This is a genomic window from Candidatus Blochmannia vicinus, from assembly GCA_030020825.1.
Lineage (GTDB): Bacteria > Pseudomonadota > Gammaproteobacteria > Enterobacterales > Enterobacteriaceae > Blochmanniella > Blochmanniella vicinus_A.
This window is the reverse complement of the sequence record CP125213.1, coordinates 620,525-639,759: the sequence shown is the minus strand read 5'-3', so window position 1 is coordinate 639,759 and position 19,235 is coordinate 620,525. Positions and strand designations below refer to the sequence as shown.

The window sequence follows — 19,235 nt, the reverse complement described above, 5'->3', positions numbered from 1 at the left end:
TTTGAAATTTTTTAAATAATAACGCTTAATTGAATCCCAACAGAAGGATCAATTAAATCCTGTACATTTTTTAGATTATCAGGATTTCTAAAAAAATGATATATATTATTAGCCACAATCGGTCCTACATATTTCAAATTTGACAATGACCGTAAATCAGCAGTAACTAAATTTTCAATAGTTTTATATACAACAGCTAAGTTATTAGCTACCGTTTCACCTACACCCCGAATACCTAATGCATATATAAAACGAGCCAAAGTAATTTTTTTAGAATTATCAATAGCCCATAATAAGCGTTCAACATATTCCGTTCCAAATCCTTCCAAACAAAGTAACTTATTTTTATTTAGATTAAAAAAATCAACCGGAGTAGATACTAAATTTTTATTAACTAATCGATCAATAATTCTATTTCCCATACCACAAATATTCATTGCTTTCCTGGAAGCAAAATGTTCAAGAGCTGCCTTTCTTTGAGCAAGACATGCTAATCCAGCTGTACAACGCAATATTGATTGGCGACGCCATGTAGCAATAAGAGATCCGCATATCGGGCAGACATTTGGAAATTCTATAGCTTTCACACGATCAGTACGTTTCGATAAAACTACTTCTAAAATTTTAGGAATAACATCACCAGATCTTTGTATACGAACCGTATCACCAATCATCAATCCAAGTCTCTTGACTTCATTGATATTATGAATACTAACTTTCCTGATTGTGACATCAGAAATCATAATAGGCTCCAAACAAGCTACTGGAGTAATAATACCTGTTCGTCCAACCTGAAAAATTACATTGTCTACTTTAGTAGATCTTATCTCCGCTGGAAATTTATAAGAAAAAGCCCAATTAGGAGCTTTAGATCCACAACCTAACTTATTTTGATATTTACAACTATTTATTTTAACAACTATCCCATCAATGTTAAACTCTAAACTAGCTCGTATTTTTTCTATATAAGAATAATATTCTAATACTTTATCCATTCCGCTAACTAAACAAATATGATTACTGATTGGTAAACCCCAATTTTTACATAACTGCAATCGTTCCCAATGACTATCTGGTAATGATTTTTCTCCAAAATAATCACTAACACCATAACAATAAAAACTTAATGGCCGTTTAGCAGTAATAGAAGGATCTAACTGACGTAGTGAACCAGAAGCAGCATTTCTAGAATTAGAAAAAGGTCTGTTACCTTCCCATACTGTTATCTTATTCAATTGTAAAAAACATAATTTAGATATAAATATTTCTCCTCTAATCTCTAACAAATATGGTAATTTATCATAATTATTGATATCCCTTTTTAAATACATAGGCACCGAATAAATAGTACATACATTTTTAGTAATATCTTCTCCAATTCTTCCATCACCTCGAGTTGCTGCATAAACCAATTCCCCATTTTTATATAACAAACTAACTGCCACTCCGTCTATCTTCAACTCACAACAATACGAAATAATATGATTATCATTAAGTTTAATTTTTATTCGTCTCTCAAATGAGAACAATTGATATGATTTAATAATACTATTTAAAGATAACATTGGTATTTTATGATTTATTTTCTTAAAATTATCTTGCAATACACCTCCTACACGTTGAGTAGGAGAACTTTCTGTAATCAAATTTGGATAAATTTTTTCTAACCGATGTAGTTCTGCTAATGTTGCATCATATTTTTCATCAGGTACTTCAGATTCATTTTTTACATAATATAAATATTCCCAATGACGTAATTTTTTTCTTAAGTTCTGTATTTTTTTATCAATAAATTTCATAATATAAATGTCTCAATAAATATTGGGATAGAGTCATTGATCTACACTTAAAATAAGTATTTCTACCTACATGTAATCAAAAATGAACAATACTAATATCTTAAATAATTAACTTCTTGAATATAAATAATTATTGAATTTACTTCCATAAAGTTATCTATAGCAATAATATAACATTAATAATTATTATATAATGGATATGAAACTGCACAGTTAACGTATAATAATTGATTTTATTTTGATATAAAATATTTAAATATTAATTCATATTTTAATTTAATTCTGTCTATCTTTTAAAGATATTCTATTTTAGAAAAAATATATCATGTAATGTTATATGACGCTGAGGAACATTAAGTATGTACAAAATTTATCAAGACAATTCTTATACTATCGGCCATACTCCATTAGTCCGCCTTAATAAAATTGGGAATGGACATATTATGGTTAAGATAGAATCTAGAAATCCTAGCTTTAGTGTTAAATGTCGTATTGGTGCTAATATGATTTGGGATGCAGAAAAAAGAAACCTATTAAAATCAGACACAAAATTGATAGAAGCAACAAGCGGAAATACTGGTATTGCTTTAGCTTACGTAGCAGCTGCACGTCACTACAAATTAACTTTAACCATGCCAGAAACAATGAGCATTGAACGCCGTAAACTAATTAAAGCCTTAGGTGCTGAAATTATATTGACAGAAGGAAATGATGGAATGAAAGGTGCTATTGCTAAAGCAAAAGAGATTGTTTCTTCTGATCCTAAACGTTATCTATTATTACAGCAATTTAGTAATCCTGCAAATCCAGAAATCCATGAAAAAACAACAGGACCTGAAATTTGGAATGACTCTAATGGACAAATAGACATACTTGTAGCTGGAGTTGGTACAGGAGGCACTATCACCGGAATTGGAAGGTTTTTTAAACATATAAAGAAAAATAAAAAAATAATTATCGTAGCAGTTGAACCAGAAAACTCTCCAGTCATTACTCAAACATTATCTGGTCAAAAAATAAATCCAGCACCACATAAAATTCAAGGTATTGGGGCTGGATTTATTCCAAAAAATCTTGACTTAACTTTAATTGATCGCGTGGAAACAATAAGCATAGACGCAGCTATTAGCTATGCTAAACATTTAATGGAAAAAGAAGGAATTTTGGCTGGAATTTCTTCAGGTGCTGCATTGGCAGCTGCTATACAACTACAAAAAAACAAAATCTATGAGACTAAAAACATAGTAGTTATACTACCATCATCCAGCGAACGATATTTAAGTACTATATTATTTTCAAACTTGTAAAAACAAAAAATTTTTATATTAGTACTAAAAACAGAAAACACCCGAAAATGAGTGTTTTCTGTTTATATTTTTTTAATAAACAAAAGGCTATGCGCTTTTATTCATTAAAGAATGTATAAAAACATTGAATTAATTACATTATATAAATAGAATACTATATTTTCTGCTATATTATAAAGATCTTAAAAAGATTAATGAAAATATCTTTAGTTCATATTCTATTTTGAATGTGATATACATGAAAGATAAAACGAAATCAATAAATTATTTATACATAAAAATTTGTTCGTCTATATTCATCAAAAAATTATTTAATTTAATAAACTTGAAAAAAATATTATTTTCATCATATTATTTAATCAAATGGAGATAAAAATGTATCAAAAAGAAACTGTGATTACCGCTTCCAATGGTTTACATACTCGCCCAGCTACTCAATTTGTAAAAGAGGCAAAAAACTTTAATTCTGAAATTACAGTAATTTCTAATGGAAAAAAAGCAAGTGCTAAAAGTTTATTTAAACTGCAAACACTAGGATTAAGTAAAGGTTCTATAATTATTATTTCTGCTCATGGTATAGACGCAGAGCAAGCAGTTCAGCATTTAATTAAATTCATTTCTGAACTTAAATAAAAGATAACACAATCAATAAATATGTAGATAATAAACTCTCCATGACTCTAATGAAGGTAGAATTATGATTTCAGGAACTTCAGTATCACCTGGCATCGCCTTCGGAAAAGCGCTGCTATTACAAGAAAAAAAAATTCTCATTAATTCAGAAAAAATCGCTATTAATTCTATTGAACAAGAAATCAATCGATTTATTTCTGGACGCACTGAAACTTCTAAACAATTAAAAGCAATTAAAAATAAAATTAAAAAACAATTAGACTCGAAGAAAGAAGCTATCTTTGAAGGCCATATTATATTACTAGAAGATGAAGAACTTGAACAAGATATCATCACTCTTATTAAAGAAGAACTACTTAGTGCAGATGCTGCTGTGTATTCAGTGATTGAAACCCAAGCAAAAGCCTTAGAAAAACTAGAAGATGAATATTTAAAAGAACGTGCCACAGACGTACGAGATATTGGGAATCGTTTATTGAAAAATATTTTAGGCATTCCAATTATCGACTTAAACGCAATTACTGAAGAAGTAATCATTATTGCTGTAGATCTTAGTCCATCAGAAACAGCTCAATTAAATTTAAAAAAAGTATTAGGGTTTATTACTGATGCTGGAGGAAAGACCTCGCATACCTCTATCATGGCTCGTTCTTTAGAATTACCAGCTATTGTAGGAACTGGTTTTATTACAAAACAAGTTTCTAATGGAGACTTTATAATACTTGACGCCTTAAATAATAAAATTTACATCAATCCTACTCCAAACATCATTAAAAATATCAATATATTGAAAAAAAAATATATTTCTGAAAAATATGAGTTAACTAAATTCAAACATCTTCCAGCAATTACTCTTGACAAACACCAAGTACGAGTATGTGCCAATATCGGCGGTACAGTACACGATATAATTAGAGCTAAAGAAAACGGAGCTGAAGGCATAGGATTATATAGAACTGAATTTTTATTTATGAATCGTAATGCATTACCTACAGAAGAAGAGCAATTTAAAGCTTATAAAAAGGCAGCTGAATCAATGATTAACCAAGCTGTAATCATACGTATTATGGATATTGGAGGTGATAAAAATTTGCCTTACATGCACCTTCCAAACGAAGAAAATCCATTTCTTGGATGGCGGGCAATTCGCATAATGTTAGATAGAAAAGATATACTACATACCCAATTACGTGCTATCTTACGCGCTTCTTTTTTTGGTAAATTACGTATAATGTATCCTATGATTATCTCTGTAGAAGAAATAAAAACTTTAAACACAGAACTAAATTTATTAAAAAAACAACTACGTAAAGAAGGAATAAAATTTGACGAAAATATTAAAGTAGGAATTATGATCGAAACCCCTGCTTCTGCAATTATCGCCCATCATTTGATTAAAGAAGTAGATTTTTTCAGTATTGGAACCAATGATTTGACACAATATACTCTTGCAGTAGATCGTGGTAACAAATTAATATCTCATTTATATAATCCTATATCCCCATCTATCTTAATATTAATCAAACAAGTAATTGACGCTTCACATTCTGAAGGGAAATGGACAGCTATGTGTGGAGAAATGGCGGGAGATGAGCGTACTACTTTACTATTATTAGGAATGGGATTAGACGAATTTAGCATGAGTTCTGTATCCATTCCACAAATAAAAAAAATAATCCGTGGTTCATACTATCATGATGCAAAGAAAATAGCAAAAAAAGCGTTAAATCATCCAACTACAAAATCAATAATGCATTTACTTATGCAGCACAAACAATAATACACCTGTATCAAAAAATATGAGTAATAATATTAATTTTTAATTTAAACGTAAGCTACCATGAAAATATAACCTTAAAAAAAACAACAACCTTATGAGGTTATCAAACTACACAATCTATTACAAAAAATTTAACGTATATTCATACATATACTTATAAATAAAAACAAAAAACAATATATACTATAAATTTATGTTACATAATATATATACTCCTATATAAATACTTTACTACTGTACTCTGTACAATTTTAATTAGTATCCTTTACCAACTATTTGCCCAGTTACTTTAAAAATATTAAAATTCACACATAAAACATAAAAACAGAATCTTTTTAGATACAGCACTTAAATTTAAGAATATCATTAAATTATTTATATATTCATACACCAACATACATAACCAACATAAATAAAAATTACGTCAATTATTATTACTTACACCTTTATCATTAACATCATGAAAGCATCCCAAGAAATAATATCATTCCTTATACTTATTACAATACTATTTCTTCTGAAAAGAATCGCGCGTTACGCCCGCTTAAATAACAACATGATCCACATTCTGGAATACCAAAAATATCCCTAATCCCTAAAATTATAGTCAATAAATCTTGATGCCAGCCCAAAGGCTCTACACTTAATTGCCAATAAAATCCATGTAAATTAACATTAACAATTTTAGCTGGTAATGGATGCAATACATTAGATTCTTTACTAATATCCATTTCCCACGGACGAAAAAATAATTCTACTTTTCCCTGCAAAGCAGGCATGTATGGTAAAGACCAATGATAAGACCCAATAGATAGTTCTGAACCACATACTATTCCCTGTAGACAATTAACTTCACTTAAAAACTCTAGAACAAAACGAGTAGCTGGCATGCACCAAATATCTTTAGGTGTACCTATCTGCTCAATAATCCCTCGATTCATAACCACTATCCTATTAGCAACTTCCATCGCTTCCTCTTGGTCATGTGTAACAAAAACACTAGTGAATTTAAACTCACTATGCAATCTACGAAGCCAACGACGTAATTCTTTCCTAACTTGAGTGTCTAATGCCCCAAAAGGTTCATCTAATAACAAAATTTCTGGTTCAATTGCTAAAGAACGAGCTAAAGCTACACGTTGTTTTTGTCCTCCAGAAAGTTGTTCAGGATATCTATTTCCTAAACCTTCTAATTGCACCATAGTTAATAACTGCATAACTTTTTTATTAATTGCATAAGAATTGGGACGTTTATAACGTGGTAGCATTCTTATGCCAAAAGAAATATTATCCGATACTGTCATATGACGAAATAAAGCATAATTTTGAAAAACAAAACCAACATGACGATCACGCGCACTAAGCTGACTTACGTCTTTACCTCTAAAACGTAAACAACCACTATTATGATGTTCTAATCCAGCAATAATACGTAATAATGTTGTCTTACCAGAACCAGATGGACCTAATAATGCTATAATTTCTCCAGATTCTATATGTAAAGAAATATTGGTTAACACTTTGTCATGACCAAAAAATTTATTGATCCCGTCTATTTCAATACTCATTTCTTATCCCTGACCACAAATATTAATTCATACGTTTCAAACGACTTTGTAAGTAACTCTTTATAAATAACATAATAATTGAAACAGAAGCTAATAATGATGCAGCAATAAATGCACCGACAGTATTATAATCTTGATATAATAATTCTACATATAATGATAAAGTGTATGTTTCTCCACGTATTAACCCTGATACTATAGATACTGCACCAAATTCACCAATAGCACGAGCATTAGTCAAGATAGCACCATATAATAAAGCCCAACGAATATTAGGAAAAGTAACATAACGAAACATCATCCAACCAGAAGCCCCAAGAAGTACTGCTGCCTCATCTTCTTGTCTTCCTCTATTTACCATCACCGGAACAAGCTCATGTACTACAAAAGGACAAGTGACAAAAATAGTAACTAATACTACTCCTACCCATGTAAATATTATTTGTATATTATGTAAATCCAGCCAATTTGCTATTACATTATTACTGGTATAAAGTAACAGATATAACAATCCAGCAATTACTGGAGAAACAGCAATAGGTATATTCAACAAGACTAATAAAAATTGCCTTCCATAAAATTTAAAACGAGTTACTAACCAAGCTATCAACACTCCAAAAAATATATTAATAGGTACAGTAAATAACACTACAATAATCGTTAAAAAAATTGCATGCACCATATCTTTATCAATCAAATTTATTCTAATTATTTTTAGTCCCTCTGAAAAAGCAGATACAAAAATTACAATTAAAGGAACTAACAATAACACTGTTGATATAAAAATAGTTAAGCTAATTAAAACCCATTGGTTTAATGTAATACGACCAGTACAATTATTATTTCTATTAACATAATTGTTAAATATGTTTATCACTAAAATCCTTTAAACCTCCGATTTATTCGTAACTGAAACATATTAGTAAAAAACAACAATAACAAAGAAACAATCAAAATCACAGAAGCAATAGCACTAGCTGCTGGATAATCAAATTCTTGTAAACGAATAAAAATAATTAAGGATATCACCTCATTCTTCCATGCAATATTTCCAGCAATAAAAATGACTGCACCAAATTCACCTAAGCTTCGGATAAAAGATAAAACTACACCAGACAACCAAGCTGGAGCCAATTCCGGAAAAATTATATTATAAAAAATTTGCCAATGATCAGCTCCAAGAGTCTTTGCTACTTCTTCATATTCTTCAGAAAACTCCTCTAATACTGGCTGTACCGTACGTACTACAAATGGAATACTTGTAAAAATCATGGCAATAGATATTCCTATCCATGTATATGATACTGTAATACCTACTTTAGATAACCAACTTCCATACCAACCTGATGTTGAAAATAATGTTGCTAAAGTTAATCCTGCTACTGCAGTAGGTAAAGCAAAAGGCAAATCTATTAATGCATCTAATAACTTTTTACCAAGAAATTGATATCTAGTTATTACCCATGATACTAATATACCAAACACAGCATTAAATAACGTCGCTGATCCAGCAGATAATAAGGTAATTTTATAGGATACTAATAATGCTGGATCTGTAATTATATCCCAATATTGAGAAAAATTCATTTGAGATAATTGCATCATTAATGCACTTAAAGGTAATAATAAAATTAAACAAATAAATAATAAACTGCTGCCAAGAGCTATACCAAATCCAGGTAACACATATTTAACTGAAAAAAATAACATCAACGATGTCCTACTGACAATAATTTATCTAATTCACCGCCACGCCTAAAATGTGTCTCCATAAGAAGATTCCAATTATCATGCCGATCCTCTATCCTAAATAATTGACTCTTAAAGGATCTATTCTGATATAGTTGAATAATATCCATTGTATTTAAACGATATCCAAACTTAGCAATAATATTTTGCGCTGGAGGAGTATACAAATAATTTAAATAAGCCTGTGCTACATCTTTAGTTCTATTTCGAATAACATTTCTATCTATCCAAGTCACTGGAAATTCTACTAAAATATTAGGCGTAGGTATCACAATATCATAGTTATTAGATCCATGTTGCTTCTGTACTAATTTTGCTTCAGATTCAAAATTAATTAATACATCCCCCTGATTGCGATCAACAAAAGTAGAAGTAGCAGCACGTCCTCCAGTATCAAATACTATTACATTTTGTAAGAACTTTCTCATCCATAATCGAGTTTGCTCTATATTTTCGTTACTGTTTTTAAAAAACACATTCCAAGCAGCCAAATAAGTATAGCGTCCATTTCCAGAAGTTTTAGGATTAGGAAATACTATTTTCAACCCTTCATTAGTTAAATCATGCCAATTATAAATTCCTTTTGGATTTCCTTGTCTTACTAAAAAAGCCATAGTTGAATAGAATGGCGAGCTGTGATTCGGCAATCGATCTTGCCAGTCTTTAGGAATTAATTTTCCACGATCGTGTAAAATTTGTACATCTATTACCTGATTATAAGTGACTACATCTGCACGCAATCCTTGTAATATAGCCATAGCTTGTCTGGTGGACCCTGCATGGGACTGTCGAATAATTAGTGTGTCTTCAGGATTTTTATCTTTCCAATATTTAATAAAATTAGAATTAATCTCTAAAAACAATTCTCTAGATACATCATATGAACTATTTAACAAAACAGTCCCAAACACTGAGGTATAAAAAATACAATACAACAGTACCGTTGTTCTAATTATTTTAAAAAAAATACGTGCAATAATCATATATATCCAAATATAAACACGATTACTAAAATAGAGTTTCTTTTATTCCAGAAAAATATGATATATTATGTGTATAATTGTGACATGGATCGTATGTAAATATATATTTACTTAAAAATTTATTAACCAATTATTAATATATAAAATAATATTCTTTATAATATAGAATTAATTTCTAACTAATAATTTATTAATTAACAAAAATTTACGATTTTATGTATTTAAAAAATAAATCACTGCAATAATTAAACAATTATTAATTTACAATAAAACACAAAACACTACTATATATTTATTTTTAAAATAAATCAAACAATCATTTTATATTGAAACCAATAATTAAAATAATTCTACGTAAAATAAAAATTTTATTTATTAATACAATTAAAAATCAGAAACAATTATATATAACAATATATATAATTAAAATTCAAATGAAAATATCTTATTGATTAAAATAAAGTGTATACATATGATTATCTCTCTATATAAAAACTCATATATAATTAATCATTTTATATCCCTAAATAAATCATTTTAAAATAAAAAACCTATCTTAAAATTTAATTAAAAAATTATTTAAACACTAATAAGTGCATGCACTACATAATATATAAATACCTATTCAAAAAATAAAATCAATTATTTAATATCAAACATAAATTACATCTTTTTTTATTTTGTTCATCTCAAATTAATCATCTCATTTATTTATTATAACAACATATACACAACCTAATATACTCTTTGCTTAATCTTAAAAATTAATAACTCTTTTAATGTAATGCTACAACGTTATTTCAACTACAATAATATATAATTATTATTAATATAATAATTATATCTAAATCTGAATTATAATTCAGAGTCATATTTTTATTATTTTAATGAGAACATCATTATATAAGATGATATGCATACATATTTAATTAAAAAATAATATAAAAATATATAAAGCTCAATATCTCATATCAAGAGATATTATTAATATTATAAAAAATAATAAATTCATTTCTGATAAAATAAATCTATATTTTATAAATTAAAATAACCATGATAACCAAACGATGACTATTACTATCTTACTCTATAAGTACTCTACACTAAGCAGTAATTGATTGATTAAATAATACATAAATTGTACAATAACTATAACATAAACAGAATATACTAATATCATTAATTCCGATAATCTGCGAAACACAATTATCATTCATTCATTTATATTTTAAAATCAATGTTACTCCATTTATTATATTTTAATTACAGATATTCTAGCCCATACTAAAATAAATAATATATGTACTTACACAATCAACAAATTAATAGCAAATGTCAGAATTAAAGTGTTATCTAAAATATTTAAACATATATCTACTGACAGAAAAATAACATCATTTATAAAAAATACATGACAATAAAAATATGATAAAATTAATTAAAATATATCTAAAACAAAGTACAAACACATCTTATATTATCATTAATATTATTACTACTTTTCAAAAAGATATTAAAATAACATAAAACTAAAAAATAATAACAATATCCAGTTTAATTTAATATTATTATTCTCCTTTTAATCAATAACATACACATATTGGAATCAAATATATATTTTAATTGATACATTTTTAAATCTTATTTACAAAAATACTATCAATATATTTATCAAATAAATATAATGTTTCTAATCATGTTATTATATAAAAAATAATTAAAAATTGTTCTTGCTATAAACAATATGACTATCATATGATTAATCTTAAAATTAGTTAACTGTCATATAGATAAATAAATTATAACTACAATTAAATGTAATTACTTAATTATTGCTAAAAATTGCCAAAACATTAACCTTAAATATACAAATTCCTAAATACTTTTATTTCTTCTTGTAAATAAAATATTTAATAAACCTATTTTTATATCATTCGTTTTTAAAACATAACAAAAATAATATGATTATAGAAAAATTATTTAGTACACTCAACTCTTCTCTATAAAGAGAAGGTATCTCTATAATCTTTAAATTAAAAATTTAATATTAGGAAAACACTTTATGTTAACAAATAAAATATTAGCTAACGCTATACGTATACTAAGCATAGATGCTATACAACAGGCCAATTCCGGGCATCCTGGTTGTCCCATGGGTATGGCTGATATTGCTGAAGTATTATGGAGAGATTACATAAATCATAATCCATGCAATCCAAATTGGATTAATAGAGATAGATTCATTTTATCTAATGGACACGGATCAATGTTGCTATATAGCATACTACATTTAACTGGATATTCTATATCTATAGAAGATCTAAAAAATTTTAGACAGTTAAATTCTAAAACACCTGGACATCCAGAATATGGACATACTGAAGGAGTCGAAGTTACAACAGGACCATTAGGACAAGGCCTAGCTAATGCAGTAGGATTAGCAATTGCTGAGCGGACACTAGCAGCTCAATTTAATCGTATGCAATTTAATATCATTGATCATTATACTTATGTATTTGTAGGAGACGGGTGCATGATGGAAGGTATTTCTCATGAAGTTTGCTCGTTAGCTGGAACTATGAAACTAAATAAATTAATTATGTTTTATGATAATAATGGCATTTCTATAGATGGCGATATAACAGAATGGTTCACAGATGACACTGCTATGCGCTTTGAATCTTATGGATGGAATGTAATACGTAATATAAACGGACATAATAGAGATTCTATTAAAATTGCAATTGACCAAGCTAAATCCATACCGAATAAACCATCATTATTAATATGTAATACTATTATTGCCTTTGGATCACCAAATAAAAGCGGTACACACAGCGCACATGGTGCTCCTCTAGGACCAGAAGAAGTAGCTGCTACACGAAAAATGCTTCATTGGCATGAACCTAAATTTGTTATACCTAAAAAAATATACAAATTATGGAATGCTAAAATAATAGGTCAAGAAAAAGAAGATGCTTGGAAAAAACTATTTTATCAATACACACTTACCTATCCTGATTTATCAAAAGAATTAATAAGACGAATACAACGAAAATTACCTGATAATTGGTGCAAGAAAACGCAAAAATTTATCGAAAACTTACAAATGCACCCTAAAAATATTGCTACACGCCAAGCTTCCCAAATTACAATTGAATCTTTTTCCCAAAACTTACCGGAACTTTTTGGCGGATCAGCAGATTTAACACCCAGTAATTTAACAACTTGGTCTCAATCTTCTTCTATCATGAAAAATACTGCTGGAAATTATATCCATTACGGCGTGCGCGAATTTGGTATGACTGCAATTGCTAACGGTATTGCTAATTATGGGGCTTTTTTACCCTATACTGCTACGTTTCTAACATTTGTTGAATACGCACGTAACGCAGTTCGTATGGCGGCATTAATGAATTGTCATCATATTATGATTTATACTCATGATTCTATTGGATTAGGAGAAGACGGTCCAACTCATCAACCTATAGAACAATTATCAAATTTACGTTTGACTCCAAATTTAACAGTATGGCGCCCCTGTGATCAAGTAGAAACAGCAGTTGCTTGGAAATCTGCAATTGAACATCACGGCCCAACCGCGTTAGTTTTATCTAGACAAAATCTTATACAACAAGAACGAACATCAACACAGACTAATAATATTACTCGAGGAGGATATATTCTTAAAGATTGTCAAGGCGTGCCTGAATTAATTATAATTGCTACTGGATCAGAAATAGTGTTAGCTATAAATTCATATTACCGATTAACCAATGAAGGATATAAAATACGAATTGTTTCCTTACCTTCTACTAATATATTTGATCAACAAGATGCATCATACCGTGAATACGTACTACCAAACACAATAATTAATAGAATAGCTATTGAAGCTAGTAGTGCTGATTATTGGTACAAATACGTTGGATTATATGGTGAAATAATAGGTATGAATGAATTTGGAAGATCAGCTCCATCAAATCAATTATTTAAATTTTTTAACTTTACTGTAGATTATATAATCAAGAAATCATATAAATTATTAAATAAATCTATTAATCAATAAGTAATCATAAAATATTTTATATATATAAAATATTAGTACTTTAATTTATATACATAACATATATAAATCAAAGTATATTTATCCGAATTAATATTAATATATATTAATGTACAATTTCAAATATGTAATTATTTAAGCTTCAAATTTTTTGATTTATAACTATTATAAATAGGAGCATACAATATGAATTTTTCCAAACTAGAAATATTAGCTCAAAAATTAATTAAACAACCATCAGTATGCCCAAGAAATAATAGTTGCCATGAAATAATTGTAGATTATTTACAAGAATTAAATTTTAATATAGAGCTCATGCAATTTGATGATACAATTAATATCTGGGCGTATCATCATGGCGATAAGGAACAACAAAAATACACAACATTATTATTTCTTGGGCATACTGATGTGGTAGATCCTGGAAACCCAAAATACTGGAATTACCCCCCATTTTCAGGCTTAATAAACAATAATGCGTTACACGGACGAGGAGCAGCAGATATGAAAGGTGCATTAGCTGCTATGTTAGTTGCCTCCGATAATTTTATAAATAACAATCCCAATTATCAAGGCCGACTTGCGTTTCTTATTACCTCTGATGAAGAAGGAACTGGAATAAATGGAACTACAAAAGTTGTAGAATCTTTAATAACACGCAACGAACACATAGATTATTGCATAGTCGGAGAACCATCAAGTCAACATCAAATAGGAGATATTATAAAAAATGGAAGACGTGGTTCACTTATGGGGCAATTAACAATATATGGATCACAAGGGCATGTAGCGTATCCCCAATTCTCAAAAAACCCAATACATTTAGTTGTTCCAATATTATCAGACCTCCTAAATACTACATGGGATCAAAAAAAAAATATATTTTTCCCTCCCACTACTATACAAATTACAAACATTTATACAAATAACAACAACAATAATAATATTATACCTCACACAGTTACATTAGACTTTAATTTTAGATTTAATAATAAATCTTCCATTGAAGATATTAAAACATACATCAATAAGATACTTGAATCTTATTCTTTAACTTATAAGATTGATTGGAAACTTTCTGCAGAACCTTATTTTAGTAATCCAGGAAAACTAACTAATGTTGTAATTAATGCTATTAAATATTATCAAAAATTTGAACCTTATTTAGAAACTACAGGGGGCACTTCTGACGGACGTTTCATATCTAAAATGGGAACAGAAGTTATAGAATTAGGCGCACGTAATCATACTATCCATAAATTTAATGAGTACATTGATTTATCAGATCTAAAATTACTTAGCTTTATATATCAAAAAATAATAGAAGATTTACTTTTATATTAAACAACGAACATGTATGTTCTGTATACCCAAAAACATAATAACAAAAATTTTTTAATTCAATTTAATTAATTTTCAATATTAATTAAACAAGATGATGTACGCGTTATTTCTGTAGACAACACTACTGGAGGACATATATTTAATTTTTTACCTATTTTTTGAGTATCAGAATTAATATTGCTAACCTTTGGAATAACATAATCATCATACGATACAGGTAATAAAATATCCAAATTTTCTGGTAAATTTAATTCTAACAAGGATACAGTATTTAAATATTTTAGATTTCCATTAAGTTTACAGCGATTTTCCTTATATATTTCAGAAGCACAAGCCGATAGCAATATCACACACACACATAAAATCTCTAAAAAAGTCAACATTAAAAATAAAACCCTTATACAAATAATTATTTATGATTATATTGAGTGTAAAACAATCCTGAATCTACTAAAGCCTTCTTTAACACATGACAATATACCTCAGATAAATAGGTCATAGGTAAACGTAAGGTATCATATGAAATTAATCCCAATTCTTTGCAAGCCCATTTTACTGGTATAGGATTAGAATCAATGAATAACGCTTGATGAACAGGCATCAAGCGTTGATTAATATATTGTGCATTTAAAAAATCATTTTTATTTGCTAATTTACATAAATCAGCCATTTCTTTTGCAGCAACATTAGCGGTAACAGAAATTACTCCAGTTCCTCCAAGTTTCATAAAATCTAATGCACTTAAGTCATCTCCACTTAATAAAATAAAATCTTCATGAACCAGCTGTTTTAATTGATTTACTCTGCTTAAATTTCCTGTCGCCTCTTTAATACCAATGATATTTTTTATCTTTGACAAACGAGAAACAGTATTCGGAACCATATCGCACCCAGTACGCAACGGAACATTATATAATATCTGGGGTAATTCTGTACTTTCTGAAATAGCTTTAAAATGTTGAAATAACCCTTCTTGATTAGGACGATTGTAATAAGGAGTTACACTTAAACAAGCAGCTATATCACTATTATTAAATTTATTAGTCAATGAAATAGCCTCTGCTGTTGAATTTGCGCCAGTGCCAGCTATAACAGGTAATCTACCATCACTAAACTCTAAAGTTTTCATGACTACATTAACATGTTCTTCCTGTGTAAGTCCAGACATTTCCCCAGTCGTTCCGACAGAAACAATAGCTGTTGTACCACTAATTACATGATAATCAACAAGTTTTTTTAAACTTATCCAATCTACAGAACCTTGTAAATCCATTGGGGTAATTAAAGCAACTATACTTCCAGTAAACATGAACTATTATCTCCAATAAACTTATATATATATATATATAAAATTTTTATATTCAATGAAATCCAACTAAACAAGGGAAAACCATAAAATACTTAACTTAATTTGAATATAACAAGTAATATTATAATTCTTATAGTATACTTATGTATGAATATACATATCATTTACCATCGTTTAATATTTTAAATGAATTAAAAATTATTTTCATTATATTTTTGATTATTAAGTAAATTATTATTCGTTAAAGATATATTCAATATTCAATGATTATTTAAAAATAGTTCTCTATCATTCTTATGACAAATCATTTTTAAAATTATCATCATATGCAGATATGAACTCTTTTAAATAATTTAATTATATTCTATACAAAAATTAAAAGTAGTATTAAAGTGTAATTAATTTATATAAATTTATTAATTATTAAATGGAATATCACTATGGCATTATTACAACCTGGAGATCAAGCACCGCACTTTATTTTACCTAATCAAGATAGTATTTCAGTTGATCTTTATTCTTTCATAGGAAAAAAAGTTCTTATTTATTTTTATCCTAAAGCTATGTCACCAGGATGCACCATACAAGCATGCAAATTAAGAGATAATATAGATATATTCAAGAAATTAAACGTAGAAATAATTGGAATTAATAATGATAAACCAGAAAAACTTTTAAAATTTCATAAAAAAGAAATGTTGCATTTTACTTTACTCTCTGATGAATACTGCAAAGTTACTAAGAAATTTGGAGTATGGGGAGAAAAAAAATTCATGGGTAAAATATACAACGGAATACATCGTATTAGTTTTATAATAGATACGACCGGCATTGTAGAGCAAGTGTTTACAAATTTTAAACCTATTGATCATGATCAAATCATACTACGTTATCTAAATTAAAAAATAATAATGACATAAATAATTTTTTATATAATCTATTATATGCCCTGTATAAACAGAATTACTCAACAACACACAAAAATCAATATCATCAATATAAAAAATCCATTATTAATAGCATAATTAAATTTATATATATTTTAAATAAATAATTTTTTAATTATTTATAGATGATTATATTATTTAGTTCCAAATGTTTTATCACCAGCATCTCCAAATCCCGGAATAATATAACCATGTTTATTAATTTTTTGATCTATAGAAGCCAAATACAATTCAATATCTGGATGTTTTTTTTCTAAGGCTTCAATTCCTTCTGGCGCTGCTACTATCGATAAAACTTTTATGTTACTGCATCCAAATTTTTTTAATAAATCAATAGCCGCAATTATTGATCCGCCAGTAGCTAACATAGGATCCAATACCATAGCCATACGTTCATTTATATCATAAACTAATTTATGAAAATATGGAATGGGCTCAAGAGTAATTTCATTACGATAAATCCCTATTATACTGATACGTGCACTCGGAAGATGCTCCAATACACCATTCATCATACCCAAACCAGCCCTTAAAATTGGCACTACTGTTATTTTTTTTCCTTTAATACGCGCAATTTTAACTAGTCCACACCATCCCTTGATAGTTACTATTTCTACTTCTAAATTATCAGTAGCTACATAAGTTAATAAACTTCCTAATTCTGCAGATAACTCTCTAAAACGTTTAGTACTAATATCACAAATACGCATTAATCCTAATTTATGTTGAACTAATGGATGCCTAATTTCAACTATTTTCATATCAATTTTGTTCTCCATGAAAGTAAACTTCCACATCTGAAAAATTATACTTTCTAATTACCATTTATAATAATATTCATAAATCTATTAAAATAAATATAAGATATTATTTAATTGATATTTGCAGAATACATTGATAATATAAGAGCTTACACAAAATTGATTACATCATTTATTTTCCATACATAACATAAATCAAATTTTAATATTTAATATAATATAATCTATTGATCTCATCGATTATCTGAATAAATAATCGTCTTATAAACACAATAATATTATATCATCAACAATATTTTATATTGTGGTTAATATAGAAATAAATTTACAACTATATTATAGTTACAATAGTAAAATTTTTATATTTAATATATTAAATATAAAAATTAAATAAAACATATCATAAAATACCTAATACTAGCATTAAATACAATTTCAGTAATTATTACTGATTTATATGTTTTCATAAACATAATATTATTTAAGAAAAAATAAAAAAATAAACACTAAATGAAAATTCACATAAGACATGAATTTTAACTTATATAAATTTATTACTGAAAAATTAAATTGAAACAGTTTTCAATCTTAAACTTAATTAATATTTAAGTATCAAAACAATACTACTTGTAGTAAAGAACTTTTATTAAATTAAACAAAATATTTATATAAAAATTTATAACAATTATATTCGGATATACTATCTTACAATTCTTTAAATAAAGATACTAATTTTTATATGAAAAAAAAGAAAACAAAAGTACGTATTACTAAATGGGTATTATTCATCAGTTTTATGATATTGTTAATCAGGTTAATATACGCTTCTATAAATGCTTGGAATTATCAAAAAACCCACGACAAAAACAATCCCATTATATCAAATAATAAAAATAATTATTTAAATCAAAAACACAATGCTTATAAATTAACCACTATTAAAACAAAAACTAACAAATTTTACATTGATACCTATAAAAACTAAAAAC

The 19,235-nt window shown here is 27.6% G+C and carries 13 protein-coding genes and 1 pseudogene; 6 read left to right on the top strand and 8 right to left on the bottom strand.

From position 1 onward, the window contains the following. Window positions 1-11 precede the first annotated feature (11 nt). Window positions 12-1,799: an NAD-dependent DNA ligase LigA gene (ligA, locus tag QMA81_02720; protein WHL25190.1), complete on the bottom strand. Its 1,788-nt coding sequence runs from the start codon at window positions 1,797-1,799 to the stop codon at window positions 12-14. A 359-nt stretch (window positions 1,800-2,158) separates the two neighbouring features. Between ligA and cysK the strand changes: the two genes are divergently transcribed. From cysK to ptsI, 3 genes are all read left to right on the top strand, one after another. Further along, the gene (gene cysK / locus QMA81_02715) at window positions 2,159-3,106 is read left to right on the top strand and encodes a cysteine synthase A (protein WHL25189.1); all 948 of its coding nucleotides are present in this window, start codon (window positions 2,159-2,161) and stop codon (window positions 3,104-3,106) included. A gap of 375 nt (window positions 3,107-3,481) precedes the next feature. Further along, complete coding sequence (locus QMA81_02710; protein ID WHL25314.1) at window positions 3,482-3,739, top strand: HPr family phosphocarrier protein; 258 nt, start codon at window positions 3,482-3,484, stop codon at window positions 3,737-3,739. 64 nt (window positions 3,740-3,803) lie between these two features. Next, window positions 3,804-5,519: a phosphoenolpyruvate-protein phosphotransferase PtsI gene (gene ptsI / locus QMA81_02705; GenBank protein ID WHL25188.1), complete on the top strand. Its 1,716-nt coding sequence runs from the start codon at window positions 3,804-3,806 to the stop codon at window positions 5,517-5,519. A 500-nt stretch (window positions 5,520-6,019) separates the two neighbouring features. Here ptsI and cysA read toward each other — a convergent pair whose 3' ends face one another. From cysA to cysP, 4 genes and pseudogenes are all read right to left on the bottom strand, one after another. Further along, window positions 6,020-7,087 carry a sulfate/thiosulfate ABC transporter ATP-binding protein CysA gene (cysA, locus tag QMA81_02700; protein WHL25187.1) on the bottom strand — a complete coding sequence of 356 codons (1,068 nt, stop codon included), beginning with the start codon at window positions 7,085-7,087 and terminating at the stop codon, window positions 6,020-6,022. Window positions 7,088-7,109: 22 nt separating this feature from the next. Next, window positions 7,110-7,898, bottom strand: a pseudogene (locus QMA81_02695) (sulfate ABC transporter permease subunit). A gap of 65 nt (window positions 7,899-7,963) precedes the next feature. Continuing rightward, window positions 7,964-8,797, bottom strand: coding sequence for a sulfate/thiosulfate ABC transporter permease CysT (gene cysT, locus QMA81_02690; GenBank protein WHL25186.1), 834 nt, complete (start codon window positions 8,795-8,797; stop codon window positions 7,964-7,966). After that, window positions 8,797-9,819: a thiosulfate ABC transporter substrate-binding protein CysP gene (gene cysP, locus QMA81_02685; protein ID WHL25185.1), complete on the bottom strand. Its 1,023-nt coding sequence runs from the start codon at window positions 9,817-9,819 to the stop codon at window positions 8,797-8,799. The genes cysT and cysP overlap by 1 nt, the downstream gene beginning before the upstream one ends. 2,062 nt (window positions 9,820-11,881) lie before the next feature. Between cysP and tkt the strand changes: the two genes are divergently transcribed. Then, window positions 11,882-13,888 carry a transketolase gene (gene tkt, locus QMA81_02680; protein ID WHL25184.1) on the top strand — a complete coding sequence of 669 codons (2,007 nt, stop codon included), beginning with the start codon at window positions 11,882-11,884 and terminating at the stop codon, window positions 13,886-13,888. A gap of 183 nt (window positions 13,889-14,071) precedes the next feature. Beyond that, entirely contained in the window at window positions 14,072-15,229 is a 1,158-nt protein-coding gene (dapE, locus tag QMA81_02675; protein ID WHL25183.1) for a succinyl-diaminopimelate desuccinylase, read from the top strand. 65 nt (window positions 15,230-15,294) lie between these two features. Here dapE and bamC read toward each other — a convergent pair whose 3' ends face one another. Together bamC and dapA are read right to left on the bottom strand one after the other, a co-directional pair. Beyond that, on the bottom strand, window positions 15,295-15,612 hold the full coding sequence (gene bamC / locus QMA81_02670) for an outer membrane protein assembly factor BamC (GenBank protein WHL25182.1): 318 nt from the start codon (window positions 15,610-15,612) through the stop codon (window positions 15,295-15,297). A 26-nt stretch (window positions 15,613-15,638) separates the two neighbouring features. Then, window positions 15,639-16,538 (bottom strand): 4-hydroxy-tetrahydrodipicolinate synthase, encoded by a 900-nt coding sequence (dapA, locus tag QMA81_02665; protein WHL25181.1) that lies wholly within the window; start codon window positions 16,536-16,538, stop codon window positions 15,639-15,641. A gap of 440 nt (window positions 16,539-16,978) precedes the next feature. Here dapA and bcp point away from each other — a divergent pair, with 440 nt between their 5' ends. Next, window positions 16,979-17,440, top strand: a complete 462-nt coding sequence (bcp, locus tag QMA81_02660; protein ID WHL25180.1) for a thioredoxin-dependent thiol peroxidase — start codon at window positions 16,979-16,981, stop codon at window positions 17,438-17,440. 179 nt (window positions 17,441-17,619) lie between these two features. Here bcp and upp read toward each other — a convergent pair whose 3' ends face one another. After that, window positions 17,620-18,246, bottom strand: a complete 627-nt coding sequence (upp, locus tag QMA81_02655; GenBank protein WHL25313.1) for a uracil phosphoribosyltransferase — start codon at window positions 18,244-18,246, stop codon at window positions 17,620-17,622. Window positions 18,247-19,235 lie beyond the last annotated feature (989 nt).